Origin of the sequence: Streptomyces venetus (assembly GCF_039540295.1) — a bacterium.
In the GTDB taxonomy this organism is placed as follows: domain Bacteria; phylum Actinomycetota; class Actinomycetes; order Streptomycetales; family Streptomycetaceae; genus Streptomyces; species Streptomyces venetus.
Map to the genome: position 1 here is coordinate 578,523 of NZ_BAABET010000005.1, position 26,042 is coordinate 604,564.

Annotated in this window: 25 protein-coding genes; 16 read left to right on the forward strand and 9 right to left on the reverse strand. The window is 70.1% G+C overall.

All coding sequences use genetic code 11. The features are described 5' to 3' along the window. Positions 1–299: 299 nt before the first annotated feature. The 4 genes from ABEA82_RS19790 to ABEA82_RS19805 all read right to left on the reverse strand — a co-directional run bounded on the left by ABEA82_RS19790 (position 300) and on the right by ABEA82_RS19805 (position 3,611). Positions 300–1,043, reverse strand: coding sequence for an LmeA family phospholipid-binding protein (locus ABEA82_RS19790; protein WP_003991228.1), 744 nt, complete (start codon positions 1,041–1,043; stop codon positions 300–302). Between the two features lie 287 nt (positions 1,044–1,330). After that, the gene (locus ABEA82_RS19795) at positions 1,331–2,446 is read right to left on the reverse strand and encodes a hypothetical protein (protein ID WP_345662866.1); all 1,116 of its coding nucleotides are present in this window, start codon (positions 2,444–2,446) and stop codon (positions 1,331–1,333) included. Between the two features lie 2 nt (positions 2,447–2,448). Continuing rightward, positions 2,449–2,703, reverse strand: coding sequence for a MoaD/ThiS family protein (locus tag ABEA82_RS19800; protein ID WP_003991230.1), 255 nt, complete (start codon positions 2,701–2,703; stop codon positions 2,449–2,451). A 56-nt stretch (positions 2,704–2,759) separates the two neighbouring features. Next, on the reverse strand, positions 2,760–3,611 hold the full coding sequence (locus ABEA82_RS19805; protein WP_345662867.1) for an alpha/beta hydrolase: 852 nt from the start codon (positions 3,609–3,611) through the stop codon (positions 2,760–2,762). A 173-nt stretch (positions 3,612–3,784) separates the two neighbouring features. Between ABEA82_RS19805 and ABEA82_RS19810 the strand changes: the two genes are divergently transcribed. From ABEA82_RS19810 to ABEA82_RS19845, 8 genes are all read left to right on the forward strand, one after another. After that, a complete protein-coding gene (locus ABEA82_RS19810) occupies positions 3,785–4,564 on the forward strand; it encodes a winged helix-turn-helix transcriptional regulator (RefSeq protein ID WP_345662868.1) in 780 nt (259 codons plus the stop codon). 115 nt (positions 4,565–4,679) lie between these two features. Then, positions 4,680–5,702 (forward strand): LacI family DNA-binding transcriptional regulator, encoded by a 1,023-nt coding sequence (locus ABEA82_RS19815; RefSeq protein WP_345662869.1) that lies wholly within the window; start codon positions 4,680–4,682, stop codon positions 5,700–5,702. 100 nt (positions 5,703–5,802) lie between these two features. Next, positions 5,803–6,858 carry a S1C family serine protease gene (locus tag ABEA82_RS19820; protein ID WP_345662870.1) on the forward strand — a complete coding sequence of 352 codons (1,056 nt, stop codon included), beginning with the start codon at positions 5,803–5,805 and terminating at the stop codon, positions 6,856–6,858. Positions 6,859–6,890: 32 nt separating this feature from the next. Next, positions 6,891–7,076, forward strand: coding sequence for a hypothetical protein (locus tag ABEA82_RS19825; RefSeq protein ID WP_345662871.1), 186 nt, complete (start codon positions 6,891–6,893; stop codon positions 7,074–7,076). Between the two features lie 82 nt (positions 7,077–7,158). Continuing rightward, on the forward strand, positions 7,159–7,896 hold the full coding sequence (locus ABEA82_RS19830) for a response regulator transcription factor (RefSeq protein ID WP_345662872.1): 738 nt from the start codon (positions 7,159–7,161) through the stop codon (positions 7,894–7,896). After that, complete coding sequence (locus tag ABEA82_RS19835; protein WP_345662873.1) at positions 7,893–9,365, forward strand: sensor histidine kinase; 1,473 nt, start codon at positions 7,893–7,895, stop codon at positions 9,363–9,365. Before ABEA82_RS19830 ends, ABEA82_RS19835 begins: the two co-directional genes overlap by 4 nt. 75 nt (positions 9,366–9,440) lie before the next feature. Next, the gene (locus tag ABEA82_RS19840; protein WP_345662874.1) at positions 9,441–9,773 is read left to right on the forward strand and encodes an ArsR/SmtB family transcription factor; all 333 of its coding nucleotides are present in this window, start codon (positions 9,441–9,443) and stop codon (positions 9,771–9,773) included. Between the two features lie 56 nt (positions 9,774–9,829). Further along, complete coding sequence (locus ABEA82_RS19845) at positions 9,830–10,510, forward strand: NAD(P)H-dependent oxidoreductase (protein WP_345662875.1); 681 nt, start codon at positions 9,830–9,832, stop codon at positions 10,508–10,510. A gap of 15 nt (positions 10,511–10,525) precedes the next feature. On the opposite strand, the gene mshD is transcribed toward ABEA82_RS19845, so the two are convergent. Further along, complete coding sequence (gene mshD / locus ABEA82_RS19850; protein WP_345662876.1) at positions 10,526–11,464, reverse strand: mycothiol synthase; 939 nt, start codon at positions 11,462–11,464, stop codon at positions 10,526–10,528. Positions 11,465–11,608: 144 nt separating this feature from the next. Between mshD and ABEA82_RS19855 the strand changes: the two genes are divergently transcribed. The 4 genes from ABEA82_RS19855 (at position 11,609) to ABEA82_RS19870 (ending at position 16,898) form a co-directional block, all read left to right on the forward strand. Then, on the forward strand, positions 11,609–13,438 hold the full coding sequence (locus ABEA82_RS19855; RefSeq protein ID WP_345662877.1) for a bifunctional metallophosphatase/5'-nucleotidase: 1,830 nt from the start codon (positions 11,609–11,611) through the stop codon (positions 13,436–13,438). A 58-nt stretch (positions 13,439–13,496) separates the two neighbouring features. After that, the gene (locus ABEA82_RS19860; RefSeq protein WP_345662878.1) at positions 13,497–14,747 is read left to right on the forward strand and encodes a DUF2993 domain-containing protein; all 1,251 of its coding nucleotides are present in this window, start codon (positions 13,497–13,499) and stop codon (positions 14,745–14,747) included. 159 nt (positions 14,748–14,906) lie between these two features. After that, positions 14,907–15,707, forward strand: coding sequence for a hypothetical protein (locus ABEA82_RS19865; RefSeq protein WP_345662879.1), 801 nt, complete (start codon positions 14,907–14,909; stop codon positions 15,705–15,707). Positions 15,708–15,863: 156 nt separating this feature from the next. Then, positions 15,864–16,898: a glycoside hydrolase family 5 protein gene (locus ABEA82_RS19870; RefSeq protein ID WP_345662880.1), complete on the forward strand. Its 1,035-nt coding sequence runs from the start codon at positions 15,864–15,866 to the stop codon at positions 16,896–16,898. Between the two features lie 63 nt (positions 16,899–16,961). On the opposite strand, the gene ABEA82_RS19875 is transcribed toward ABEA82_RS19870, so the two are convergent. The 3 genes from ABEA82_RS19875 to ABEA82_RS19885 all read right to left on the reverse strand — a co-directional run bounded on the left by ABEA82_RS19875 (position 16,962) and on the right by ABEA82_RS19885 (position 19,667). Then, positions 16,962–19,043, reverse strand: coding sequence for a pectinesterase family protein (locus ABEA82_RS19875; protein WP_345662881.1), 2,082 nt, complete (start codon positions 19,041–19,043; stop codon positions 16,962–16,964). A gap of 124 nt (positions 19,044–19,167) precedes the next feature. Beyond that, the gene (locus ABEA82_RS19880; protein ID WP_345662882.1) at positions 19,168–19,443 is read right to left on the reverse strand and encodes a hypothetical protein; all 276 of its coding nucleotides are present in this window, start codon (positions 19,441–19,443) and stop codon (positions 19,168–19,170) included. Beyond that, the gene (locus ABEA82_RS19885) at positions 19,440–19,667 is read right to left on the reverse strand and encodes a hypothetical protein (protein WP_345662883.1); all 228 of its coding nucleotides are present in this window, start codon (positions 19,665–19,667) and stop codon (positions 19,440–19,442) included. The genes ABEA82_RS19880 and ABEA82_RS19885 overlap by 4 nt, the downstream gene beginning before the upstream one ends. A gap of 135 nt (positions 19,668–19,802) precedes the next feature. Between ABEA82_RS19885 and ABEA82_RS19890 the strand changes: the two genes are divergently transcribed. The 3 genes from ABEA82_RS19890 to ABEA82_RS19900 all read left to right on the forward strand — a co-directional run bounded on the left by ABEA82_RS19890 (position 19,803) and on the right by ABEA82_RS19900 (position 21,235). Continuing rightward, positions 19,803–20,636, forward strand: a complete 834-nt coding sequence (locus ABEA82_RS19890; protein WP_345662884.1) for a helix-turn-helix domain-containing protein — start codon at positions 19,803–19,805, stop codon at positions 20,634–20,636. Further along, on the forward strand, positions 20,633–20,851 hold the full coding sequence (locus tag ABEA82_RS19895) for a DUF397 domain-containing protein (RefSeq protein ID WP_345662885.1): 219 nt from the start codon (positions 20,633–20,635) through the stop codon (positions 20,849–20,851). Before ABEA82_RS19890 ends, ABEA82_RS19895 begins: the two co-directional genes overlap by 4 nt. A gap of 195 nt (positions 20,852–21,046) precedes the next feature. Continuing rightward, the gene (locus ABEA82_RS19900) at positions 21,047–21,235 is read left to right on the forward strand and encodes a DUF397 domain-containing protein (protein ID WP_345662946.1); all 189 of its coding nucleotides are present in this window, start codon (positions 21,047–21,049) and stop codon (positions 21,233–21,235) included. Between the two features lie 14 nt (positions 21,236–21,249). Here ABEA82_RS19900 and ABEA82_RS19905 read toward each other — a convergent pair whose 3' ends face one another. Then, complete coding sequence (locus tag ABEA82_RS19905; protein ID WP_345662886.1) at positions 21,250–22,179, reverse strand: LysR family transcriptional regulator; 930 nt, start codon at positions 22,177–22,179, stop codon at positions 21,250–21,252. Between the two features lie 88 nt (positions 22,180–22,267). On the opposite strand from ABEA82_RS19905, the gene dnaE reads away from it, so the two are divergent. Beyond that, complete coding sequence (gene dnaE / locus ABEA82_RS19910; RefSeq protein WP_345662887.1) at positions 22,268–25,891, forward strand: DNA polymerase III subunit alpha; 3,624 nt, start codon at positions 22,268–22,270, stop codon at positions 25,889–25,891. Positions 25,892–26,042: the final 151 nt, after the last annotated feature.

Consider the following 26,042-nt stretch of genomic DNA (forward strand, 5'->3'; position numbering starts at 1 on the left):
CGACAGAGCATGGCGGCGACGCGGCACAGGTCTACTGCCCGCCGCTTCGTGAAGTCCGCCTGTCCCCGCGTACGGAGGACGCTCGTCTGACACTGCATGGTGTCGATCGTAGGGACGGTCAGGCGCACGTGTCACCGTTGTGTCGCATATTGAGACGGGATGATCCGCGATGTGGGATCAGACGGGTATGCGGGGGCTCAGGACGAGGAACGTGACCGAACGCGTCGGCCGTCACATCTGAGCTGCGGACGCCGTTGTCTCGCCCACCGGACACCGCTGGTCCGCCGCCTTGCGCCTTCCTACCCGGCCAGGCGGACGTTGGAACCCTTCACCGTGATCTCCACGCCGTCCGGCGCGGCCTGAACCTTGTCCAGCTCGATGCCGCCGGGCAGCCCGTCGATCTTCTGCTGGAAGTCGGTGATCGCCCGGACGCGGTTCTCGGCGATGTCGACACCGCCGAACTTGGGCAGGCCGTCGGCCTTCACGCGCACGGTGCCGTCGACGACCGTGACCGTGCTGAGCACGGAGACCGGTTCCGGCAGCTTGGTGCCGAGGACCGTGGCCTCGACGGTGACCTTGATCTTGCCGTTTCCGCCGTCGGAGAGGCCGACGACGTTGGCGGTGACGCCCGGGGCGACCTGGGTGGGCTCCGACTTCGCGGTCTTCAGCAGCTCGTCGTAGGCGATGGTCGCGGTGCCGGTGGCGCTGGTGGCGGTGGCGGAGCTGTAGTCGCCGGAGAACTCGACGCCCTTCATGTCGGCGCGGAGGTCGTCGATACGGATCTTCTGGGCGCTGTCGCCGTTGCCCGCGGCGGCCTCGTAGTTCTGGATGCCGACCTGGATGTCGTCGAGGGAACCGCCGGCGACCTGGGTAAGGAACGGGAAGCCCTTGATGGACACGTCCGGGGTGCTGGCCAGGTTCTCGGTGGTCTTCAGGCGGTCCGCGGCCTCGTCCTCGGCGAAGTTGACGGCGACGCGGTCGGCGATGACGAAGAGTCCGCCCAGGATCACGACGACGATCAGCAGTATTCGCAGTGCGCGCATGCGGTGTTTCCCCCACCGGTTCGGTGTTCGACGACCCGGTGGCCGTCCCTTGCGTGAGGGTAACCCTGTGGGGGGTGGGGGGTCGGGATTGTCGATCATCTGTGACAGCGCGGTGCTCGGCGTTGGGGCTGGGGACGGGGGTTGCGCAGCCCGGCGCTGCGGGGTGCCTCCCCCAAGCTCTCGGCTTCGCTCGAGCAGGGGGTACCCCCATCGCCCACCCTCCCCCAAGCTCTCGGCTTCGCTCGAGCAGGGGGCCCCCATCGCCCCAGCGGCACGACTGCCCGCAGCTAGGCCAGTGCCCTGCCCAGGAGGTAGACCGCCGGGGCTGCCGCTGCCAGGGGGAGGGCTACGCCTGCTGTGAAGTGGACGAAGCGGGACGGGTAGTCGTAGCTGGCGACCCGGTGGCCGATCAGGGCGCAGGCCGCGGCGCCCGCGCCGAGGAGGGCGGCCGGGGTGCCCAGGTCCGTCAGGGCGCCGGCCGCGATGCCCGCTCCGGCGCCCGCGAGCAGTGCCACCACCACCGACGCCGGAGTCGGCAGCGGCAGGGCACGGGCCAGGATCGCGACCGCCACGCCGACCGCGCCCACGGTCACCGCGTCCGCGTCCGCCGCCAGGTAGCCGCCCGCGACGATCGCCAGCGCCGACGCCGCGACCGTCGCCATCAGGCCGTACATCCGCTCGTCCGGGTCGGCGTGCGACCGCAGTTGCAGGACCAGCGCCAGCAGCACCCACACCCCGAGCGTGCCCAGGATCGCGGCGGGCGAGCGGCCCGACACCAGCAGCGCCGCGTCCGCGGCCAGCGCCCCGGCGAAGCCCAGCGCGATGCCCTGCCGGGCCGGCCACATCCCGTTCAGCCGGAACCAGCCCGCCGCCGTGACGGCCTGGAGGGCGACGAGCGGCACCAGGAGCGCGTACGTCCCGACCGCCGCCGCGCCCGCGAGCAGCAGGCCCAGCAGCGCCGTGAGCGCGGCAGGCTGCATCCCGGGCTCGATGATCGGCGAGCGCCCCTCCGCGCGCGCCCGCTGAGCGTCCGTGATCCGCGCGTTCCCGCCGACAGTGGCGGGGCCGTACTCGGAATCGGGGGCGGGAGCGGCAGCGGCAGCAGCAGCAGCCGGTTCACCGGCGGGCGGAGCCGCGTATCCCTGCGGCGGCAGGTACGCCGTCTCCTCCGCCGACGTCACCGGTGCGGACACCGGCTGGTGCGTCTGCGTCTCCCAGGTCTGCCCCTGCCACTGCTGCGTGTACTGCTGAGCGGCGTACGGATCCTCGTACGGCTGCTGGTAGCCCTGGTCGGGGTACGCCTGGTTCGGATAAGCCTGGTTCGGATACGCCTGCTGGGGATACGCCTGGTTCGGCCCGTACCCCTCGTGCGGTCCGCCGTTCCCATACGGCTGGTCGGTCATCGTCACCCTCCTGCGAACGGCGGGAGCACCTCGACCGTGCCGCCGTCGGCCAGCCGTACCGTCTCATGTCCACGGGTGCCCACGGGGTCACCGTCGACGAGGAACGAGCAGCGCCGCAGCACACGCTCCAGCTCACCGGGGTGCCGCCCGCGCACCCCGTCGAGCGCCTCGGCGAGCGTGGCCGCCTCGTACGGCTCCTCGGCCACCCCGGCCGCGGCCTTGGCGGCGGCCCAGTAGCGCACCGTGACCTTTGGCATCTGCTTCCTCAATCGCACAGTCACAAGGGACTCACCTGACGGTGGACCCCGTCAGGCTAGCCCGCCCGGCCGACGACCCACGCCGCGATCCGGTCCAGCAGCTCCTCGCTCGCCGCGTGCTCGGCATGCCCCATGCCCGGCTCCAGCCACAGTTCGCCCTGGTCACCGGCGGCCGCGGCCAGCATCCGCGGATGGTCGAGGGGAAAGTAGCCGTCGGCGTCGCCGTGCACGATCAGCAGCGGGGTCGGTGCGATCCTCGGGACCGCCTGCACCGGCGAGAGCGGGACCGGGTCCCAGTCCCGGTGGTGGATCCGCGTACCGAAGCCGTACCGGCCCACCATCCGCCCCTCGGGCCGCGTCACCAGCCAGTGCAGCCGCCGCATGGGGGCGGTGCCGCGGTAGTACCAGCGGGCCGGGGCGCTGACGGAGACCACCGCGTCCGTGTCCTGCGGGTGCAGCGCCGCGTGCCGCAGCGCCACCGAGCCGCCCATGGAGAACCCGACCGTGCCCACGCGCGCGTGCCCCAGTTCCCGCGCCCACCGCACCGCCGCCGCCAGGTCGAGCACCTCCCGGTCCCCGACCGTGGACCGCCCGCCGGACGCCCCGTGCCCCCGGAAGGAGAACGTGACGACGGCCCCGTACCGGGCGAAGGCCTGCGCCACGCGCCGTACGTGCGGCCGGTCCACCGCGCCGGTGAAACCGTGGGCGACGACGAACACGGGGTGATCGGCAGATGTCCGGGAGGCGTCGCGCACGACGGTGCCCGGGTCGTATACGGCGTCGATCGTCACGCCGTCGGAGGCGCGCAGAAAAGTCCGCAAAGGTGTCCGCACAGGCGTTCTCCCAGTCGTCTCACAGTGCGGACGAACCGTGGATCGCGCCACATGACCTGCCGGTCCAGAGCTCATGTGGGCTATTCTGCTGGGCAGAGGACTCGGGCAACGTAGCCCCCGGGTCCTTTTGTGCTTTCGGAAGCGTTGTATACGAAGCGGGAAACCGCAGGTGTACGGGGCCTTCGGGATCGCAGAGCTGTGCTGTTGCCAACAAACGTCCTCGCAGGGACCGAGGAGGAACCAGACGTATGAGTTCTCTGCTGCTCCTGACCAACGCCCTCCAGCCGTCGACGGAGGTGCTCCCCGCTCTCGGCCTGCTCCTGCACAACGTGCGAGTGGCCCCCGCGGAGGGCCCCGCGCTCGTCGACACCCCGGGTGCCGACGTCATCCTCGTCGACGGCAGGCGCGACCTGCCACAGGTCCGCAGCCTGTGCCAGCTGCTGCGCTCGACCGGGCCCGGCTGCCCGCTCGTCCTCGTCGTCACCGAAGGCGGTCTCGCCGCCGTCACTGCGGACTGGGGCATCGACGACGTCCTCCTCGACACCGCGGGACCCGCGGAGGTCGAGGCCCGACTGCGGCTGGCCATGGGCCGGCAGCAGATCGTCAGCGACGACTCCCCCATGGAGATCCGCAACGGCGACCTGTCGGTCGACGAGGCGACGTACTCGGCCAAGCTCAAGGGCCGCGTCCTCGACCTCACCTTCAAGGAGTTCGAACTCCTGAAGTACCTCGCGCAGCACCCCGGCCGTGTCTTCACCCGCGCCCAACTGCTCCAGGAGGTCTGGGGCTATGACTACTTCGGCGGTACGCGCACGGTCGACGTGCACGTACGGCGCCTGCGCGCCAAACTTGGGCCCGAGCACGAGTCGCTGATCGGCACCGTCCGGAACGTCGGTTATCGATTCGTTACGCCGGAGAAGGTGGAGCGCGCCGCCGAGGAGGCGAAGGCCAAGGCCGCCAAGGCGAAGCGGGAGGACGCGGACGAGTCGGCCGCCCCGGACGCCGAGGAATCCCGCCTCAAGGCTTAAGGAGACACGAAAACACGGCATGAGGATCGAACGGTAATCTCAATATCGCCGGGAAATCCTACGGAAGCTCCTTTCCGCCCTGCCCAGAGCCGGTATATCCGCGTAGACTCCGCGCGTGGCAAAGGTGACTCGGGATGATGTGGCAAGACTGGCAGGGACTTCCACTGCCGTGGTCAGTTATGTCATCAACAACGGACCCCGGCCGGTCGCCCCGGCCACGCGCGAGCGTGTCCTCGCCGCGATCAAGGAGCTGGGGTACCGGCCCGACCGGGTCGCCCAGGCGATGGCGTCGCGGCGTACGGACCTCATAGGCCTGATCATCCCGGACGCGCGCCAGCCCTTCTTCGGGGAGATGGCGCACGCGGTCGAACAGGCCGCCTCCGAGCGCGGAAAGATGGTCCTCGTCGGCAACACCGACTACGTGAGCGAGCGCGAGGTCCACTACCTGCGCGCCTTCCTGGGGATGCGGGTCTCGGGCCTGATCCTCGTCAGCCACGCGCTGAACGACCAGGCCGCCGCCGAGATCGAGGCCTGGGACGCCCGGGTGGTGCTGCTGCACGAGCGGCCCGAGGCCATGGACGACGTCGCCGTCGTCACCGACGACCTGGGCGGCGCCCAGGCCGCCGTCCGTCACCTGCTGGAGCACGGCCACGAGTACGTGGCCTGTATGGGCGGCATCGCCGAGACCCCCGCGGTCGGCGACCCGGTCTCCGACCACGTCGAGGGCTGGCGGCGCGCGATGGACGAGGCCGGCGTCTCCACGGAGGGCCGCCTCTTCGAGGCCCTCTACAACCGCTACGACGCCTACCAGACGGCCCTGAAGATCCTCTCCGGCCCCGACCGCCCGCCGGCGATCTTCTGCTCCACCGACGACCAGGCGATCGGCCTGCTGCGCGCGGCGCGCGAACTGCGCATCGACGTGCCCGGCGAGCTGGCGGTGGCCGGCTTCGACGACATCAAGGAGGCGGCGCTGGCCGACCCGCCCATGACGACGATCGCCTCCGACCGCTCGGCGATGGCCCGCGCGGCGGTGGACCTCGTCCTCGACGACGGTCTGCGGGTGGCGGGGGCGCGCCGGGAGCGGCTGAAGGTGTTCCCGTCGCGCCTGGTGGTCCGACAGTCCTGCGGCTGCCCCTAGGGCCCTGCCCGGGCGGCTTTATATCGGGCATACGAGGTTCTGTCGGGCTTCTCAGGGAGCACTCAGGAAGCTCTCATGGTGGGGCGACAAGCTCTGAGACATGACCGAGAGCTTCCACCGCAGTGGCGAGAACCAGAACCCTTACGAGGGTCAGCAGCCGGCCCCGGTGAACCCCGAGTGGCCGCCCCCGCCGGCGTACACCCCGGCACAGGCTCCGACTCCGACCCCCTCGGCTTCGGCTTCGGCTCCGGCTCCGGCTCCGAGGAAGCGGCCCCGGGGCCCGGTCGCCCTGCTCGCCGCCGTGGCGATCGTCGCCGCGGCGATCGGCGGCGGCACCGCCTACGGCATCCAGGAGCTGACCGGCAACGACACCGTCACCTCCAGCTCCACCAGCACCAACGTGGTGCCGTCCAGCCAGAAGGGCACCGTCTCCGGCGTCGCCAAGGCGGTCAGCCCGAGCATCGTCGAGATCAGCGCCGAATCCAACGCCGGTTCCTCCACCGGCTCCGGAGTGATCATCACGAGTGACGGCGAGATCGTCACCAACAACCACGTCGTCTCCGGCGCCTCGCAGATCAAGGTGACGACCAATGACGGCAAGTCGTACACCGCGAAGGTCGTCGGCACCGACAGCAAGAAGGACCTGGCGCTGATCAAGCTGGAGAACGCCTCCGGCATGAAGGCGGCCACGCTCGGCGACTCCTCCGGCCTCCAGGTCGGCGACCAGGTCGTGGCGATCGGCTCCCCCGAGGGACTGTCCGGCACCGTCACCAGCGGCATCATCTCGGCCCTCGACCGTGACGTCACGGTCCCCACCGACGAGGAGCAGGGCCAGCAGCAGTGGGGGCAGGGCCAGGGGCAGGGCGGTGACCAGTGGCCGTTCGAGTTCGGCGGGCGGCAGTTCAACGGCGACACCGGCTCCGACACGACGACGTACAAGGCGCTCCAGACCGACGCGTCCCTCAACCCGGGCAACTCCGGCGGCGCGCTGATCGACATGAACGGCAACATCATCGGGATCAACTCCGCGATGTACGCGCCGTCGGGCACGGCCTCCTCGTCCTCCGCCGCGGGCAGCGTCGGCCTGGGCTTCGCCATACCGGTCAACACCGTGAAGGCCGACCTCGCGAAGCTGCGGGCCGGTGCGACCGACTGAGACCCCAGCAACCAGGAACCAGGAGCAAGGCGATGATCCAGCAGGTCGCGCACGCGGAGCCGGGCGGCGACGCGGCGGGAGTGCGGGTGGCACTGGCGGTGGCGTACGAGCTGCACGCACCGGCCGGGCGGGCCCCGGAGGTGGCGCCCGCCGCGCCCCGGACGGCCCGTAAGGCCGCCACCGCCAAGCGGAACCGGCGCCGCAGCGCACGCGGCTGACACTCCTCCCGGCTCCCCCGCCGCCGTGCGAGGCTGAGAGCGTCAGCCGCCCCTCCCCTTCCCACCCCGAGGACCCCGACCCATGAGCCCCGCAGACGGCGACCGTGACCCCCAGCGCATCCTGATCGTCGACGACGAGCCGGCCGTACGCGAAGCACTCCAGCGCAGCCTCGCCTTCGAGGGGTACGGCACCGAGGTCGCCGTCGACGGCGCGGACGCCCTGGACAAGGCCGCGGCCTACCGGCCCGACCTGGTCGTCCTCGACATCCAGATGCCCCGCATGGACGGCCTGACCGCCGCCCGCCGCATCCGCGCCACCGGCGACACCACACCCATCCTGATGCTCACCGCCCGCGACACGGTCGGGGACCGGGTGACCGGACTGGACGCAGGGGCCGACGACTACCTGGTCAAGCCCTTCGAGCTCGACGAACTCTTCGCCCGGATCCGCGCCCTGCTGCGCCGCAGCTCCTACGCGGCCGCGGTGGGCGCGGGCAGCCCGGCCGACGAGGACGCCCTCACCTTCGCCGACCTGCGCATGGACCTCGCGACGCGTGAGGTCACGCGGGGCGGCCGCCCGGTGGAGCTGACCCGCACGGAGTTCACTCTGCTGGAGATGTTCCTGGCGCACCCGCGTCAGGTGCTGACCCGGGAACAGATCCTCAAGGCGGTCTGGGGCTTCGACTTCGAGCCGTCGTCCAACTCCCTCGACGTCTACGTGATGTACCTGCGCCGCAAGACCGAGGCGGGCGGTGAGCCCCGCCTCGTCCACACGGTGCGGGGCGTCGGCTACGTGTTGCGGCAGGGCGGCGCGGAGTGAACAAGGTCGTACGCCGGTTCCGTTCCCTGCCGATCCGGTCCCGACTGGCGCTGCTGGTGGCGGCGGCGGTGGCGTTCGCGGTGGCGGCGGTGTCGGTGACGTGCTGGTTCATCGTGCAGGGGAAGTTGTACGACCAGGTGGACGGGGACCTGAAGTCGTCGTTCCGCACGATCCAGGCGGACGACTTCGACGCCCTGACGAAGACGTGCCCCCAGAAGCCGTCGAACACCCTCGGCGGGGCGCCGCGGCCGCAGACCTACGCCCAGGTGGTCGGATCCGACGGCAGGGTCTGCCTGTTCAGCAATCTCATGCCCCAGGTGAAGGTCACGAGCAGCGACAAGGACGTGGCCAAGAACCCCGATCCGACGAAGATCAGTCTGCGCAACGGCACCGACAGCGACGGCAACTCGGTGCGGGTGCTGACCACGGCCGTGGTCGTCAAGGACGGTCCGTTCCAGCAGGGCGTGGCCGCCGACTACGCCCTGGTCATCGCCGTGCCCCTGAAGGGAACGGAGTCCACGCTCAACGAACTGGCGCTGATCCTCCTGCTGGTCTCCGGCGTCGGGGTGATGGGCGCCGGGGCGGCCGGTCTGACGGTGGCCCGGGCGGGTCTGCGCCCGGTCGACAAACTCACGGAGGCCGTCGAGCACGTGGCCCGCACGGAGGACCTGGACGTCCGTATCCCCGTGGACGACGCGAGCGAGGACGAGGTGGCCCGCCTGTCCCGCTCCTTCAACTCGATGACCTCGGCCCTGGCCAGCTCCCGTGAGCTCCAGCAGCAGCTCATCGCGGACGCCGGCCATGAACTCCGTACGCCGCTCACCTCGCTCCGTACCAACATCGAACTCCTCACCCGCAGCGAGGAGACGGGCCGCCCGATCCCCGAGGCGGACCGCAAGGCCCTGCTCGCGTCGGTGAAGGCGCAGATGACGGAGCTGGCGGCGCTCATCGGCGACCTCCAGGAGCTGTCGCGTCCGGACACCGGCCAGCACTCGGGCCGGACGCAGATCGTCGCCTGGCACGACACCGTCGAGTCGGCGCTGCGGCGGGCGCGGCTGCGGGGCCCGGAGCTGACGATCAGGGCGGACGTCCAGCCCTGGTTCGTGCGCGCCGAGCCGTCCGCGCTGGAGCGGGCGGTGGTCAACATCCTGGACAACGCGGTGAAGTTCAGCCCGGAGGGCGGCACGGTGGAGGTGCGTCTGTCCCGGGGTGTGCTGACGGTGCGCGACCACGGCCCGGGCATCCCCGCCGACGAACTCCCGCACGTCTTCGACCGCTTCTGGCGCTCGCCGAGCGCACGGGCGCTGCCGGGCTCGGGGCTCGGCCTGTCGATCGTGGCGCGGACGGTGCAGCAGGCCGGGGGCGAGGTGTCGCTGTCCCGGGCCGAGGGCGGGGGCACGGTGGCGACGGTACGACTGCCCGGAGCGCCGCTGCCGCCGCCGGAGGATCCGGCCCTCGCCGCGGAATAGCGCGGATCCGGCATCGAGATATCGTGGTGTGTCGGAATGTCGGGCTCTCCGGCTCCCGGGCGAGAAGGGTGACGCATGGCCGCGACGGCGGGACTGGACCAGGGTGAGCTGATCGAGGTGTTCAAGGCCCTCGGCAACCCCGCTCGCCTGCAGATCATGCAGTGGCTGAAGGACCCCGAGGCGCACTTCGGGGAGTACGAGCCGATCGCGGACCGCCGTTCGGTCGGCGTGTGCGTCACGCACATCCAGGCGAAGGCGGGACTCGCGCAGTCGACGGTCTCCAGCTACATGAGCACGCTCGAGCGTGCCGGACTCGTGCGCCCCACCCGGGTGGGCAAGTGGACCCACTACCGGCGTGACGAGGAGCGGGTGGCGCGGCTGGCACGGGAGATCGGCACCAGCCTCTGAGCCGAGCCACCCCCTACACAGATTGACGAATCGCGATACGTCGATATGATCTCATCATGTCGACCTTCTCCGCCGCGCGTACCGCGCTGATCGTCCACGCCCACCCCGAGCCCCACTCGTTCAGCACCGCCCAGATGACCGCCACGGCCGAGTCCCTGCGCGAGGCCGGATACCGCGTCGACGTCCTCGACCTCTACGCCGACGGCTGGGCCCCGGCCCTCGCCCGCGAGGAGTTCGCGCCGGTGCACGGCCCGTTCAAGCCGCAGGCCGAGCAGCTGCGCGCGGTGCGGGAGGGCACCCTCGACGCGGCCGTCCGGGCCCATCTCGACCGGCTGCTCGCCGCGGACCTGCTCGTGCTGTCGTTCCCGCTGTGGTGGTTCTCGCTGCCCGCCGTCCTCAAGGGGTGGGTGGACCGGGTCTTCGTGATGGGCGGGGTCTTCGGCGGGGACCACGGGCTGTTCGGGGAGGCCGCGCTCGCCGGGAAGCGCGCGATGCTGCTGTTCACGACCGGCGGGCCCGCCGAGTCGTTCCGGCCCGGTGGCGCCTTCGGCCCGATGGACGACTTCCTGTTCCACATCCACCGCGGAATGCTGGAGTTCGTCGGCTTCGAGGTCCTCGACCCGGTGATCACCTACGGCCCGGCCCGCCTGACCGACGAGGAACGAGCGGCGGCGCTGGACACGGTCAGGGAGTCCGTCGCACGGGTCGCTGCGGAGAACCCGGCCCCTGTGGGCTGAGCCGGGCCGGTCCCGTCAGGTCTCCGTCCGGTACATCAGATCCACCTCGTGCGTCACGAACCCCAGCCGTTCGTACACCGACACCGCCGCCAGGTTGTCCGCGTCGACGTAGAGCATCGCCGTCGGCAGCCCGCGCTGCGCCAGGTGCCGCAGGCCGATCGTCGTGAGGGACTTGCCGAGTCCGCCGCCCTGGGCGCCGGGGCCCACACCGAGGACGTACACCTCCCCGAGGCCCTCCTGCGCGTGCACCTTCGTCCAGTGGAAGCCGACGAGCTCGTCGCCGCGGAAGGCGAGGAAGAAGCCCGCCGGGTCGAACCACGGCTCGGCCTTGCGGTCGTCGAGGTCCCGCTGGGTGAGGGAGCCCTGCTCGGGGTGGTGCGAGAAAGCGGCGGCGTTCACCGCGAGCCAGGCAGCGTCGTCCCGGCCGGGGACGAAGGGACGGACCGTGACACCCTCGGGCAGGACCGGCTCGGGCGCGTCGAAGTCGGCCAACGAGCGCCGCATCTGACGCAGTTCACGGAACAGGGTCAGCCCCAGCACCTGGGCGAGATGCCGGGCCGCGGAGTGCCCGCCGTGCGCCCACACCCGCAGCCGCTTGCCGGAGGCGCCCAGCAGCGCGGAGCCCAGGGCCCGCCCGTGCCCCTGCCCCCGGTGCCCGGGGTGCACGACCAGTTCGGCGGCCGGCGGCTCCACCGGGTCGGTGTCCTCCAGCTGGGCGTAGCCCACGAGTTCGCGGCCCTCGCCGCTCTCCACGGTGAGCAGCAGATGGGACACGCCCTCGCGCTCGCCGCCCCGCAACTGCAACCGGCCCTGCTCGGACACCGCTTGCTGACCGTCGGTGGCGGCGGCCTCGTCGAGCAGCCGCAGGACGGCCTCGGTCTGTTCCGCGGAGAGCGCGGCATACGTGTCGATCGAGCGGTTACGGCCGGGCCGTACGGTGTCGTCGCTGGTCATGCGTACGAGGGTACGGGGCTCCAGCGGCAAATCGGCGGCAAAAGGCAACCAGGATGTAACCACGAAACACCTGTCGCGCTACGCGCGTTGACTCTAGGCTGCGCCGGACGATATCACTGTCCCAGCAGTCACCCAGGGGGGCGAATGCCAGCCACTTCACCCGCAGCGGCGTCGGCGCACCAGGAGCGCCGCAGACGTCGTACGACCCGTCTTGTCGCTCTCGCCGCCGGTGTCGCCACCGTCGGCGTCCTGGCCGCGGCGGCGCTGCCGGGCTCGGCTTCCGCCGGCGAGGACCACCGCAAGGGCGGCCACTGGCCCGGCCGCTACCAGGACGTCCAGCTGCTGTCCTTCAACGACCTGCACGGCAACCTGGAGCCGCCCGCCGGCTCCTCCGGCCGGGTCACCGAGAACCAGCCCGACGGCACCACGAAGACCGTCGACGCGGGCGGTGTCGAGTACCTCGCCACGCATCTGCGCGAGGCCCGCAAGGGCCAGAAGTACTCCGTCACCGCGGCCGGCGGCGACATGGTCGGCGCCTCCCCGCTGATCTCCGGGCTCTTCCACGACGAGCCGACCATCGAGGCGCTGAACAAGCTCGACCTCGACGTCACCTCCGTCGGCAACCACGAGTTCGACGAGGGCGCCAAGGAGCTGGCCCGGCTGCAGAACGGCGGCTGCCACCCGAAGGACGGCTGCTACACGGACAAGAAGTTCGAGGGCGCCGACTTCCCCTACCTCGCGGCCAACGTCCTCGACGAGAAGACCAAGAAGCCGATTCTCAAGCCCTACTGGGTGTGGAAGAAGAACGACGTCAAGGTCGGCTTCATCGGCGTGACCCTGGAGGGCACCCCGAACATCGTCTCCGCCGACGGCGTCAAGGGCCTCGCCTTCAAGGACGAGGTCGAGACGATCAACAAGTACGCCAAGGTGCTCCAGAAGCAGGGCGTGAAGTCGATCGTCGCGCTCATCCACGAGGGCGGCTTCCCGGCGTCGACGTCGTACAACTACGACTGCGACTCCCCGGGTGCGGGCGACGGCGTCTCCGGACCGATCGTCGACATCGCCAAGAACGTCACGCCGCAGGTGGACGCGCTGGTCACCGGCCACACCCACAACGCGTACGTGTGCAGCATCGCCGACCCGGCGGGCAAGCCCCGCATGGTCACCTCGGCCGCGTCCTTCGGCCGCCTCTACACCGACACCACGCTCACGTACGACCGGAGGACCGGCGACATCGCCCGTACGGCGGTGAAGTCGGCGAACCGCGTGGTCACCCGGGACGTCCCCAAGGCGCCCGACATGACACAGCTGATCAGCAAGTGGAACACCCTGGCCGCGCCCATCGGCAACCGCGCGATCGGCTGGATCTCCGGCGACATCGGCAACACCGGCACCGAGTCCCCGCTCGGCGACCTCATCGCCGACGCGCAGCTCGCCCACGGCCAGCAGCTCGACCCGGGGACCGACCTGGCGCTGATGAACCCCGGCGGCATCCGGGCACCGCTGACGTACGCGGCGAAGGCCGGTGAGGGCGACGGTGTCGTGACGTACGCCGAGGGCTTCACGGTGCAGCCGTTCGCCAACACCGTGAATCTTCAGGACTTCACGGGCGCGCAGCTGATCCAGGTGCTCAAGGAGCAGGTGAGCGGCGCCAACGCGGCGGCCCCGAAGGTGCTCCAGGTGTCCTCCGGCCTGACCTACACGCTGGACCTCACCAAGTCCGGTGCCGACCGGGTGGTCACCGACAGCATCAAGCTGAACGGCGCGGCCATCGACCCGGCGGCCACCTACCGCGTCGCGACCAACAGCTTCCTCGCGGGCGGCGGCGACGGTTTCCCGACGCTGGGCCAGGGCACCGGAGACGTCGTGGGCGCCGACGACCTGACCGCGCTGGAGCAGTACATGACGGCCAACTCCTCGGCCACGAAGCCGATCGCGCCGCCGAAGGCGGACCGCATCACGATCGTGAAGTAAATCGCATACCTGTGGTTCAGGTTGCGAGCGGGGGCGGTGCGCATGTTCGGATGAGACGATGCGCACCCCCCACCGCATGGACACGCACCACCACCCCGACCAGCCCTCCGACGACCGTTCCGAGGCAGTTCGCAACCCCTACGACGAGCTCGGCGCCCTCGACGACGGCCCCCTGGAGGCGACCCCGCTACAGCAGTTCCTCGGCGAGGACGCCGAGCAGCGCGACGAGCAGGAGCCGGAGTGGTCACCACCCGCCCACCGCCGGGGCGGACGACGTAAGAGGAATCGTTTCGCCGGACTGCCCCTCGCCGTGAAGGCGGTGGTCGCCCTCCTCGTGATCGCCGCCTTCGCCGCCCTCGGCGACCGCTGGGCCCTGCTGTACGCCGAGCACCGGGCCGCGGACACGCTCAAGGACCGCCTCGACCTGGCGGCGGCGCCCGAGGTCGAGATCGGCGGCTTCCCCTTCCTCACCCAACTCGCCGACAAGCGACTGGACTCGGTGAAGGTGACCGTCCCCGACGTCGCCGCCGACCGGGTCTCGCTCGCGAAGGTGTCGGCCACCGCCCACGACATCCGGCTGAACGCCGACGGACTGACCTCCGTGCGCGGCGCGCAGATCCCCCGGTTCGACGGGGACGTCCTGCTGTCCTTCGAGGACCTCAACCGCGAACTCGGGGCCTCCCAGGTGACGTTCACCGGCGAGGGCCGCGACCGGGTGCGCGCCGACGGCACCCTGCCCGTCGCCGGCCACGACCTGCGGCTGCGGGCCGAGGCCCGGATCCAGCGCCAGGGCGAGCGGGGCATCGCCACGGAGATCGGCGGGATGCGGCTCGACATCGGCGACCTGGCCACCTACCGCCCCGGCAAGCGCGCCTCCGAGGGCCTGCACCTGACGCCCAGGGCCAGCGCCGACCTCGCCCGCGAGACCCGGAAGGCCAAGGCGCTGCTGTCGGTCCCGGCCATCGTGGAGCGGATGGGCGTGCCCGAGGCCACCGTGCAGGAGGCCCTCGCCGACGACGGCAAGCTCACCGAGCTGACCGGCACCCCGCGCTTCGCCCGCCAGGCCGAGCGCCTCAACCTCATCGACCTGGCCCTGAGCAACCCCGACGTGATGCGCCGCCTGGGCCTCGACCCCGACCTCCTCGACGAGTTGTCCGGCCTGACCCGCCCGGTCCTCGCCGACCGGCTGTCCCTGGCGTTCGAACTGCCGAAGCCGGAGCAGGGAGACGTGCGGCTACAGGACGTGCGGGTGGGCAAGGACGGCATCCGGGTGCGGGTGTCGGGCTCGGGGCTGTCGGTGGGCGGCTGAGCGCGCCCCGAGCGTGGGCGGCTGAGCCGCACGCCGAGCGTGGACGGCCGTTCGCGCAGCGGACCGTGCCCGAAAGTCTGGCCCCCGGACACTGCCGTGCCCCGCACCCCCCGACGGAGACTGGCGGGGTACGCCCGGACCGAGATGAGGATGATGCGGATGCGCAGGCACGGCCGGTCTCCCGAGTCGGAAGCGGACGCGCACGACCACCGGCCTCTCCTCCGGCCGGGTGCGACCGGCCCCGAGGCGGCCCGGCTGGCAGCCGCGGGACGGATGACGCCGGACGCGGCCATGTCCCTCCAGAACTCCGCCGGGAACGCCGCCTTCGTGGCCGTCCAGCGCAGCCCCCAGGGCGACAACGGCGCGGGCCCTGCCGAGGAGAAGCCCATGGACGGGCTCAGCCGGCTGCGGAGGGCCAACGAGCGGGCGAAGAAACGCGGTCAGGCAGCGCCCACGTACGGCCCCGGACAGAGCCCCTTCGGCCCGTACACCGTGAACAAGGGCCGGGGCGCCGGCCCGTACATCACCTCGAACAAGAAGACCCAGCACCCGGGCAGCGAGGACCTCGGGACCACGTACACCGAGCTCGTCCAGGCGCTGGACGCCGAGCACGAGCCCATGGTCGCGGCCGCCGTGCGCGGCGAAGCCCTGGACGAGGAACTCCTCGCCGGCATGAGCGCCACGCAGAAGCGGGCCGCCGCCATGCTCTACGGGGTCATGAAGGAGTCCGAGGAGCGCAGGTTCCCGGGGGCCGGCAAGGCCATGCGCAGCGCCCTGACCAAGCAGGGCGACCCCTACCACGAGGCGGAGGAGTTCGACGAGGACTTCCCGATGGCCAAGGTCAAAGGCGCGCGCTACTACGAGGACGTGCTCGCCGGGAAGAAGCAGCTCTCGGAGAAGGCCCGCAAGAACCTGGAGGACATGTCGTCGTCGTCCTCGGACGGGGAGAAGTCCTCCTGAGGCCGCGAGATCTGTGAGACCTGGGCCTCGTGGGTCCCTGGGTGAAACTTTGTGTGCAGAAGTGTTGACCTCTGTTCGAGTCCCCTTCTAGTTTCGTGCTCCACTGAGCGGTCCGCCCGTGACCGCTCGCCTTCGCACTGCTCAGAAGGGGATGTCGTGTCTCAAAGGAACCATCGTGGGACAGCTTGCGTGGGGGCGCTGCTGGCCTGCGTCACGGCATTCGGCGGAGCACTCGCTTCCCCCGCTGCCGCCTCGCCAGCCTCCCGTCCCACCACACCGCCGCCCGTCAGCGACTTCAAGGGCGTCAACTGGGCCGACCCGCGCGACAACTACGCGCATGACGCGGTCGTGCCCTCGGGCCTGTCCACCTCCGACAGCTACGCCACGACCTACGCCAAGTCCAGCGCCATCATCGGCGGCTTCGCCAAGCTCGGCGCCAACACGGTCCGCCTCCCGGTCAACCCGACCTCCGTGAACGGACCCTTCTGGAAGTCGTACCGGGGCGCGATCGACGCCGCCACCGCCAAGGGCTTCAAGGTCATCCTGGGCTACTGGGAGGCCGACAACGCCAAGGACGGCAAGATCGACGACCAGGCCTCCTGGAACCAGATGTGGGCGCGGATCACCTCCGCCTACAACGGCGACTCCAAGGTGTACTTCGAGCCGATGAACGAGCCCTTCGGCTACACCGCCCAGGAGTGGACCGACATCGCCGCGAAGTGGGTCAGCACCCACGGCAACGTGCCGCGCGACCGGATCCTCATCGGCGGCTACAAGTACAGCGAGGACGTCAAGCCCGTCTGCGCCGACCCGCGCCTCAAGGGCGTCCGCCTCGCCCTGCACAACTACGGCTTCTGGCACACCGACTGGACCAGCGTCGACCAGTGGAAGGCGGACTTCAAGTCCCGTATCGGCGACTGCGCCTCGCGCACGATCCTCGACGAGTTCGGCGCCTCGATGACCACCGGCCTCGACTACAACGGCCCGGTCGGCAGCTCCAACGAGATCGCCTACATACAGGCCGCGACCGACATCATCCGGGAGCTGGGCCTCGGCTCGGTCTACTGGCCCGGCCTGCGCAACGGTGACACCTACTCCCTCACCACGCTCCAGGGCACGGGCACGAACCTCAGCCTGACCGTGAACAACCAGAGCGGCCTGGACCGGCTGCACTACGCCTGGAAGCAGTGACAGCAAGGATGGTGGCCCTTCCGGGTTCGGCGCCGCTCGTCAGCCGAACCCGGAAGGGAGCCGTCAGGACGCCGAAGGCGTCCAGCCCGCGAGCCAGTCCGCGACCTCCTGGTCGGCGGCCTGCGCGTCGCTCAGATGCGGACGGTTGCTGCTCGCACTCCCCGCCCCCGCACCGGTGTTCTTGTACTCGGCGAACCGGTCGTCCTTCCACGAGAAACCGCTCATGTCGGTCCACGGCGTGGACTTGACCGCGGCACTGAGGCTCGTGTTGCGGACCGTGGTCTGCGGGTCGAGCGAGGCGTCACCGCCCGCGTGCCAGGGCCGGCCGAGGTAGAAGCTGCCGTTCGACACATCCCCGTTCACCGTGGAGTTGGCGATCAGGATGCCCTTGCGGTTGGCGGCGGTGCTCGGAGCGGTGACGTACCCGGCCGAGGTGCCGTCCCAGCGCTTCTTCAGCGTGATGACGGACTTGTCGACGACGGCCGTGGCCCGCCCGAAGATGAAGTCGACGTTCCCGACGACGTAGGAGTTGCTGACGTAGACCCGCCCCAGCTTGTCCTTGGCGGCGGTGTCGACGAGCAGCGTGTCCTGGTCACCGCTGACGATGACCCCGTCCAGGAACACCTTGTCGGCGGCGGTCCGCAGCGCGACGGCCTGGTGCCCGTCGATGCTCTGGTTGGCCTTCTCGTCGAAGTCGTTGGAGATGGTCAGGTTCCGGGCCTGGAAGTCGTCGGCCTCGACGGCGACGGTGGCGCTGCCGCCGGTGCCGTAGGTACCGCCACCGGGCTTGGGCGTACCGGACGCGTTGTTGTAGACGATCGTCGTGTCCTTGCGGCTCCCGCCGGTGCCCTGGATGGTGACGTGCGGCTTGTTGGACGGGACCTTCACCAGCTCCCGGTAGGTCCCCGGCTTGACGGCGATCACGACCCGCGACGGATTGTTCGCCGGTACGGCGTTCACGGCGGCCTGCACGGTGCGGTACTGCCCGCTGCCGTCGGCGGCGACGGTGAGGGTGGTGGCGGCAGCGGCCTTGGTGGAGGCGGCAGGCGCCTTGCCGGCGGCGGCCGTTGTACCGATGTCGGCACGAGGCCCGGCGCCGGACCTGAGGACCGAGGGCACGTCGGCGGCCTTGTCGAGGCTGTACGGGTAGTAGACCTTCGGGTCGAAGGCGGTCCCGCCGCTCTCGTTCCTTCCGCTGGTCCCGGAGAAGACGCTGCCGCGCTGCACGACGGCGGCGCCGCTGTCCTTGATGACCGGGTTCTTGATGCCCTGGAAGTAGGAGTTCTCCAGGACCATCTTCGTCGCGCCGCGCGAGTAGTTGCCGTAGGAGGAGCCGATGTCCGTGTTCGGGGCGTCCTCGAGGAAGTTGTTGTAGAGGTGCGCGTGGGCGGCGTTGTCGGTGGACGGGTTGCGCTGCTCGGTCTCGCGGATCCAGTTGTGGTGGATCGTGATGTCCGTCTTGACGTTCTCGGTCCAGCCGATGCCGAACGTCTTGTTGTTGTCGCTCAGCTTGTTCCAGGAGACGGTCACGTTCGTGCTGTCCTTGCGGACGTCGATGAGCCCGTCGGCCATGTGCCGCAGATCGTTGTGATCGATCCACACATGGTGCGCGCCATCCATCTGGATGGCGTCGAAGTCGTGATCCTTGTCGTTCCAGATCCCTTGGTACGAGTCCCGGATGGTCAGGTTCCTGATGATCACGTTGTGCACGCCCTGGCCGAGGAAGAACCCGCCACCCACGATGTGCCCGGAGGTCCCCTGACCCACGATGGTCTTGTCGGACTGCACCTTGATCTCTTTGCCGACCGGGTTCATGTTGATGGTCCCGGCGACGACGATGACGTACGGCTCGGCGGCGGTGGCGTACTTCTCCAGGTCGGCGAGCGTCTTCACCGTGACGGTCTTGCCGCCCCGGCCGCCGTACGTCCCGTTCTGCCCGAGGGAGTTGACGGAGGCGAAACCGTCGGCGGTGTCGGCGGCCCAGGTGGGGACGGCTTCCGCCGCCGAGGCCTGTCCGAGGACGCCGAGATCGGTGATGCCGTAGGCGAGGGTGCCGGCTGCGGTCAGGGCCAGGGGGACCCCGACCGCCAGGCCGGTGCGGGTTCTGCGGTGACGGTGGCGGGACGTGCTGCGCGGCTCACTCATACGGCGATCCGTTCCGTGTGGGGGAATGACCGCAGACCAGTCGCCGCCCCATGCGGAAAGGTTGCCGGGGTATCTCGCCCACTTGGCGCAGGACTTCGGATCGAGCTTCTCCTCGACTTAGTCCTCACGGCCGTCGGGCCGGCCGCACGCCCCCACGACTGACAGCGACCCGCAGCACGTCACCCAGGGACTCCACGGCCCTGGTGAGCGCGAAACGCACGGCGCGCTCCCCGGCCCTGGGGTCGTGGAGTACGGCCTTGGCTCCGGCGAGTACGTGTTCCGCGGAGGCCAGTTGAGCGGCTTCGACGTCGTCGGCGAGCCGGGAGAGCAGGCTGTCGGGGTCGTCGCTGCTGAGGTAGCAGGGCTTGCCGTCGGCGCCGGTCCAGGGGAGGAGCCTCATGCGTGGATCTCCAGGGGGTGGAGGTAGGGGCGGACGAGCGGGGTGTCCATGACGAGGGGCTCGGTGGCGAGGAAACGGCGAGTGGGAGGGGGCGGTGGATCAGTGACCGACAACGGCGGCCGGCCCGGGGCGGCTCGGTGGCGCCCTTGGGCGGGGAGCAGGAGCCGCACGAGGGCGAGGAGCAGTGACTCGCAGAGTTCGGCGGCATGCAGGCGTAAGCGCACGGGGGTTCCTTCCGGGAGGGAGGCAGGGGTTTGACGAGCGGTGATTACCGTTCGTGCCTAGATGGTTACGTCTCGCGCGTACGCTCTGGAAGAGGGCTGGCGTTGTCTGGGCGCCAGGCAACGGGGAGGGGTGACATGGGCGAATTCGTTGACGAGAAGCAGGAGTCGAGGCGCGCCGAGCTCGGACGGACGCTGCGGTTCCTGCGGGAGAAGGCGGGCAAGACGCTTGCGCAGTTGTCGGCGGAGACGGCGTACGACAAGAGCTATCTCTTCCGCCTGGAAAAGGGAGAGCGGCTTTCCAAGCGGTCGGTCATGGAGGACCTCGACAGCTACTACGAGTCCGGTGACCTGCTTCTTCGCCTGTGGCGGGACGCGCGCAGGGAGGTCATCAAGGACAAGTACAAGGCGTTCATGGAGCTGGAGGCGACGGCTCGGGTCATGTGGATGTTCCAGCTGGCGGTGCCTGGGCTGTTGCAGACCGAGGACTATGCCCGCACGGTGTTGTCAGGGTTGTCCAGAGCCCAGACAACGGCTGGCAACAGCGAGGAGATCGAGGAACAGGTGGCCTTGCGTATGGGGCGGCAGGAGTTGCTGTATCGCGACCCGACGCCCAGCATTCGCGTAATCCTGGACGAGGGGGCACTTCGCCGTCCCGTGCCCGATGCGAACGTGTGGGCCGACCAGTTGTCGCGCTTGTTGGACGCGGCTGAGCTGCCGTCGGTCGCACTTCAGGTACTGCCTCACACGGCAGGCGTGCACGACCTCATGAACAGCCACCTCTCGCTGTTGTGGCAACGAGTCGGAGATCCCGTTGCCTACGTGGAAGGCAACAGCTTCGGCGAGTTGATCGACGACCCGGACAAGGTCTTGTCCTTCCGTTGGTCCTACGATCTCGTCAGGGACGCGGCGCTGACTCCGGAGGAGTCGACAGCGTTCATCAAGCGTCTCTTGGAGGAGTGCAGATCATGAACCGAACCCTCGACCTCAGCACCGCCGTATGGCGCAAGTCGTCCTACAGCGATGGGGGACAGACAAACTGTGTCGAGGTCGCCAACTGCTCCGGCACAGTCCCTGTCCGCGACAGCAAGCTGCGGCACGGCCCGGTACTCGTTTTCGGAGCGAGCCCTTGGGCGTCGTTCCTGGCCGGCGTCAAGGAGGAGAGCTCGGAGCACATCTCCGGGTGACCTGGGTGGCAAACGGCCCGACTGGGACTGTGATGCGGCCATGGTGAAGCCATGACAGAGCACGTGACAGCAGACCGGAAAGTCGCCCGTGAGGTGATCGGTGCCGACATCAGCGACGAGGAGTTCGAAAACGGGCCGGACGTGCTCGGCAACCTCTACAGGATCGCCGCCGAGAAGGCCCGCACGCTCCAGGGCGTGAGCGCGTCGGCCACCGCTCCATGGCGCAAGTCGAGCTACAGCGACGGGGGAGCCAACAACTGCCTCGAGGTCGCCGACAACTGCCCCGGCCTGGTCCCCGTCCGCGACAGCAAGCTCCAGCACAGCCCCGTGCTCGTGTTCCGGTCGGGCTCCTGGGCGTCGTTCCTCACGTACGTCACGAAGTAACTGTCGACTCAACCTCACTGCGCCCAAGCCGGCTTCCACACCTCCCCCTCCGTCAGCCGGGGGCGTGTAGCGACCAGGTGGTCGCGAAGTGCTGCCAAGCCCGGATGCGGGTTGTCCGTGCGCCAGAGGAGGGAGTGGGGGTAGACCGGGGTCGGGTCGCGTACGGGGACGAGGCGGAGGTCGTGGTCGGCCGGCCAGACCAGGGGGGTGCGTTCGCTGAGGAACGTCGCCAGGTTCGGGGAGCCCGCGATGGTGTCGAGGAGGGCTTCGACGCCGAAGTTGGGGCCTATCGCGTCGATGGTCGGGCCGAAGGTCGCGGCGAGGTCGTCGTAGTACGCCGACCATTCCGTCCCTGGCGTGTTGCCGGGCATCCATATCCGGTGTCCGGCCAGTTGCGCCGGTGTGATCCAGGGTTCCCGGGCGAACTCGTGGTCGGGGCCTACGCACAGGCGGAGTGGTTCGTCCAGGACGGAGACGGCCGATATGCCGTCCGGGCGCCGGTGCCCGGGCATCGTCATCGCGCGGAACGTGGCGTCCACCGCCCCGTCGCGCACAGCCGTCACCGCCGCGTCAGCACCGAACAGCGCGACGATGTCCAGTGCGATCTCCGGGTGCGCGCGGTGGAAGTCCCGTACCAGACCGGCCGTGGCGGCCCTGCGCCCCACGACGTCCACCCGTAGCGCACGGTCCCCGGGGCGTACGGCGGCGAGCGCGCGCTCCTCCGCCTGGAGCAGGGCCCGGGCGTGGGGCAGGAGGGCCTGTCCGTCGATGGTGAGGTCCGCTCCTCGCGGGGTACGGACCAGCAGCCGCACCCCGAGGTCCTTCTCCAGAGCGGCGATCCGCTTGGACACCGCCTGCTGAGTGAGCGACAGGTCCACGGCGGCCTTCTGGAACTGCCCGGCGTCGGCGATCGCGACGAATGCCCGTACTGCTTTGAGGTCCACGTCGGCAGCCTAGTAGTACAAACAGTAGTTGTAGCAACCACGTCGAGGTTGTTTGATCGGCCGAGGTCAGACCGATTACATATCGTGGATGTCGAGTTCCTTCGTTCATCTGCACAACCACACGGAATACTCCATGCTCGACGGCGCACAGAAGCTGAAGCCGATGTTCGCCGAGGTGGAGCGGCAGGGCATGCCCGCGATCGCGATGAGCGACCACGGGAACATGTTCGGGGCCCATGAGTTCGCGCAGACCGCGAAGGAGCACCCCACGGTCAAGCCCGTCATCGGGATCGAGGCCTACGTCGCTCCCTCCTCCCGGCTCTCCAGGAAGCAGGAGTTCTGGGGGCCGGGCGGTCGTCGTGCCGTCGGGGAGGACGGGGAGGGGTCGAAGGACGTCTCCGGGGGTGGGCGGTTCACGCACATGACCCTGTGGGCCGCCGGCGTGACGGGGCTGCGGAATCTGTTCCGGCTGAGTACACAGGCCAGTTACGAGGGGCAGTTTCCGGCCGGGAAGCCCCGGATGGACCGGGAGCTGATCAGCCGGTGGCCCGAGGACATCATCGCCACCACCGGGTGTCCCTCCGGGGAGGTGCAGACCCGGCTGCGGCTCGGTCAGTACGAGGAGGCCAGGGCGGCCGCCGGCGCCTACCAGGAGATCTTCGGGCGGGAGAACTACTTCCTGGAGCTGATGGACCACGGGCTGGCCATCGAGCGCGACGTCCGTGACGGGCTGCTCCGCCTCGCCCGGGACCTGCACCTTCCCCTGCTGGCCACGAACGACGCGCACTACGTCACCGAGGACCAGGCCGACGCCCACGACAACCTGCTGTGCATCGGCGTCGGCAAGAACAAGGACGATCCGCGCCGCTTCCGGTTCAGCGGGACCGGCTACTACCTGAAGTCGGCCGCCGAGATGCGCGCCCTCTTCGCCGAGCTGCCCGAGGCCTGCGACAACACCCTGCTGATCGCCGAGCGCGTCGGGTCGTACGACGAGGTCTTCGACCATGTCGATGAGATGCCCCGGTTCCCGGATGTTCCGGAGGGGGAGACGCAGGAGTCGTGGCTGCGGAAGGAGGTCCGCGCCGGGCTCGCCCTCCGCTACGGGGACCCGGTCCCCGCGCACGTCCTGGAGCGGTTCGAGACCGAGATGGCGGTCATCGGGCCGATGGGGTTCAGTTCCTACTTCCTGGTCGTGGCGGACATCTGCCGGTACGCCCGGGACAACGGCATCCCGCTCGGCCCGGGGCGCGGCTCGGCCACCGGGTCGCTCGTCGCGTACGCGACCCGCATCACCGAGCTGTGCCCACTGGAACACGGGCTGCTCTTCGAACGGTTCCTGAACCCCGAGCGCATCAACCCGCCCGACGTCGACCTCGACTTCGACGACCGGCAGCGCGACCGCATGGTGCGGTACGTCATCGACAAGTACGGCGACGAGTACACCGCCCTGGTCAACACCTTCGGCAAGATCAAGGCCAAGAACGCCATCAAGGACTCGGCGCGGATCCTGGGCTATCCGTTCGCGCACGGTGAGCGGATCACCAAGGTCCTGCCGCCCGACCAGAACGGCAAGTCCGCCCCGCTGGACGCGATCTTCGACCCCTCCCATCCGCGGTATCCGGAGGCCGGTGAGATCCGGCAGCTGTACGGGAGCGACCCGGATGTCGCCCGGGTGATCGACACCGCCCGGGGTGTGGAGGGGCTGACGCGCGGGACGGGTGTGCACGCGGCAGCCGTGATCCTGTCCAAGACGCGGCTGACCGACCGGATCCCGCTGCATCTGCGGGCCTCCGACGGGGCCAGGATCACCGGGTTCGACTATCCGTCGTGCGAGGCGATGGGCCTGGTGAAGATGGACTTCCTGGGCTTGCGGAACCTGGGCGTCATCGACCAGGCCATCGAGAACGTCCGGGAGAACCGGGGCGTCCGGCTGGCCACCGTCGACCCCGGCGACGGTGCCGGAGGCGATCCGGGTGGCGACCCCGGCGAGACCGTCGTCATCCCGCTGGACGACGCCCGCACCTACCGGCTGCTGGCCGAGGCCAACACCCTCGGCGTCTTCCAGCTCGACGGCGGCGGCATGCGCGCCCTGCTCAAGCTGATGGCTCCCACCCGGTTCGAGGACATCGCCGCGGCCAACGCCCTGTACCGGCCCGGCCCGATGGCCGCCAACGCGCACACCAACTACGCCCTGCGCCAGAACGGCAAGCAGGCCGCCACGCCCGTCCACCCGGAGCTGCGGGAAGCCCTGGAACCGATCCTCGGCCCCACCCACCACCTGCTGGTGTACCAGGAGCAGATCATGGCCATCGCCCGGCAGCTCGCCGGCTACACCCTGGGCGGCGCCGACATGCTGCGCCGGGCGATGGGCAAGAAGAAACCCGAGGTGCTGGCCGCCGAGTGGGAGAAGTTCCACGGCGGCATGACGGCGAACGGCTACTCCGACGAGGCGGTCAGGGCCCTCTGGGACGTGATGCTGCCGTTCTCCGGCTACGCCTTCAACAAGTCCCACACGGCCGGCTACGGCCTCGTCTCCTACTGGACGGCCTACCTCAAGGCCAACTACCCCGCCGAGTACATGGCCGCCCTGCTCACCTCGGTCGGCGACGACAAGGACAAGGCCGCGCTGTACCTCGCCGACGCCCGCGCCAACGGCGTCCGGGTGCTGCCGCCCGACATCAACGAGTCGGTCGCGGAGTTCACGGCGGTCGGCGACGACGTGCGGTTCGGGCTGCGGTCCGTGCGCAACGTCGGGGACGGTGTCATCGAGGCCGTGATCGACGCCCGTCGCCGCGAGGGACGGTTCACCTCGTTCTCCGACTTCCTGCACAAGGCCGGCCTGCCCGCACTGAACAAACGGGCGGTGGAGTCACTGATCAAGGCGGGCGCCTTCGACTCGCTCGGGCACTCCCGCAAGGGCCTGACCGCCGTGCACGAGGCCGCCGTGGACGCGGTGATCCCGGTGAAGAAGGCGGCGAGCTTCGGTCAGGACGATCTCTTCGCCGGGCTGGGAGGCGCGGAGGCGGACGCCGCCCCGGTCTTCGGCCTGGACTTCGCCGTGGCCGAGGAGGAGTGGCCGCGCCGTCAACTGCTGGCGACCGAGCGGGAGATGCTCGGACTCTACGTCTCCGCCCACCCGCTGGACGGTGCCGAGCGGATCCTCGCCGCCGCCCGCGACTGCTCCGTCGCCGAGCTCCTCGCCTCCGGCCGCACGTCCGGGGAGGTACGGCTGTCGGGGCTGATCACGGGCGTCCAGCGCAAGGTCACCAAGCAGGGCAACGCCTGGGCGGTCGTCCAGCTCACGGACCGGGACGCCGGCATCGAGGTGCTGTTCTTCCCGGCCGTGTACCAGCTCGTCCAGCACGCGCTGACCGAGGACGACGTCGTCTCCGTACGGGGCCGGATCGAGGACCGGGACGGCACGCTGAACCTGTTCGGCAGGGAGCTCGCCGTCCTGGACGTCGCCTCGGCCGATCAGGGAAGCAGGCCGCCCGTCCATCTCGCCCTGCCCGCGCACCGGATCACCCGGCAGTCCGTGAGCGAGCTGAAGCGGATCCTCGCCGACCATCCCGGTGACACTCCGGTGCAGCTCCGGGTCCGGGGCTCCCGCACGACAACCGTGTACGCCCTGGACACCACGGTGAACCCCACCACCGTCGCCTCCGACGTCAAGGGCACCTTCGGCGCAGACGCCTGGCTGGGCCTCACGTGACCCCAGCTGCGGGCAGTCGTGCCGCTGGGGCGATGGGGGTCCCCCCTGCTCGAGCGAAGCCGAGAGCTTGGGGGAGGGTGGGCGCAGCGGCACCCCGCTACGCCGGGCTGCGAAACCCCCCGCCCCGGGCACCAACGCCCCGCACCCGACA

Coding starts and splice junctions, on each gene's coding strand:
- ABEA82_RS19880 (WP_345662882.1), bottom strand. CDS start 19,443: ATGAGGCTCCTCCCCTGGACCGGCGCCGACGGCAAGCCCTGCTACCTC.
- ABEA82_RS19800 (WP_003991230.1), bottom strand. CDS start 2,703: ATGCCAAAGGTCACGGTGCGCTACTGGGCCGCCGCCAAGGCCGCGGCC.
- ABEA82_RS19895 (WP_345662885.1), top strand. CDS start 20,633: ATGAACCGAACCCTCGACCTCAGCACCGCCGTATGGCGCAAGTCGTCC.
- ABEA82_RS19855 (WP_345662877.1), top strand. CDS start 11,609: ATGCCAGCCACTTCACCCGCAGCGGCGTCGGCGCACCAGGAGCGCCGC.
- ABEA82_RS19805 (WP_345662867.1), bottom strand. CDS start 3,611: ATGAGCTCTGGACCGGCAGGTCATGTGGCGCGATCCACGGTTCGTCCG.
- mshD (WP_345662876.1), bottom strand. CDS start 11,464: ATGACCAGCGACGACACCGTACGGCCCGGCCGTAACCGCTCGATCGAC.
- ABEA82_RS19890 (WP_345662884.1), top strand. CDS start 19,803: ATGGGCGAATTCGTTGACGAGAAGCAGGAGTCGAGGCGCGCCGAGCTC.
- ABEA82_RS19820 (WP_345662870.1), top strand. CDS start 5,803: ATGACCGAGAGCTTCCACCGCAGTGGCGAGAACCAGAACCCTTACGAG.
- ABEA82_RS19845 (WP_345662875.1), top strand. CDS start 9,830: ATGTCGACCTTCTCCGCCGCGCGTACCGCGCTGATCGTCCACGCCCAC.
- ABEA82_RS19875 (WP_345662881.1), bottom strand. CDS start 19,043: ATGAGTGAGCCGCGCAGCACGTCCCGCCACCGTCACCGCAGAACCCGC.
- dnaE (WP_345662887.1), top strand. CDS start 22,268: ATGTCGAGTTCCTTCGTTCATCTGCACAACCACACGGAATACTCCATG.
- ABEA82_RS19830 (WP_345662872.1), top strand. CDS start 7,159: ATGAGCCCCGCAGACGGCGACCGTGACCCCCAGCGCATCCTGATCGTC.
- ABEA82_RS19810 (WP_345662868.1), top strand. CDS start 3,785: ATGAGTTCTCTGCTGCTCCTGACCAACGCCCTCCAGCCGTCGACGGAG.
- ABEA82_RS19795 (WP_345662866.1), bottom strand. CDS start 2,446: ATGACCGACCAGCCGTATGGGAACGGCGGACCGCACGAGGGGTACGGG.
- ABEA82_RS19865 (WP_345662879.1), top strand. CDS start 14,907: ATGCGCAGGCACGGCCGGTCTCCCGAGTCGGAAGCGGACGCGCACGAC.
- ABEA82_RS19860 (WP_345662878.1), top strand. CDS start 13,497: ATGCGCACCCCCCACCGCATGGACACGCACCACCACCCCGACCAGCCC.
- ABEA82_RS19840 (WP_345662874.1), top strand. CDS start 9,441: ATGGCCGCGACGGCGGGACTGGACCAGGGTGAGCTGATCGAGGTGTTC.
- ABEA82_RS19825 (WP_345662871.1), top strand. CDS start 6,891: ATGATCCAGCAGGTCGCGCACGCGGAGCCGGGCGGCGACGCGGCGGGA.
- ABEA82_RS19790 (WP_003991228.1), bottom strand. CDS start 1,043: ATGCGCGCACTGCGAATACTGCTGATCGTCGTCGTGATCCTGGGCGGA.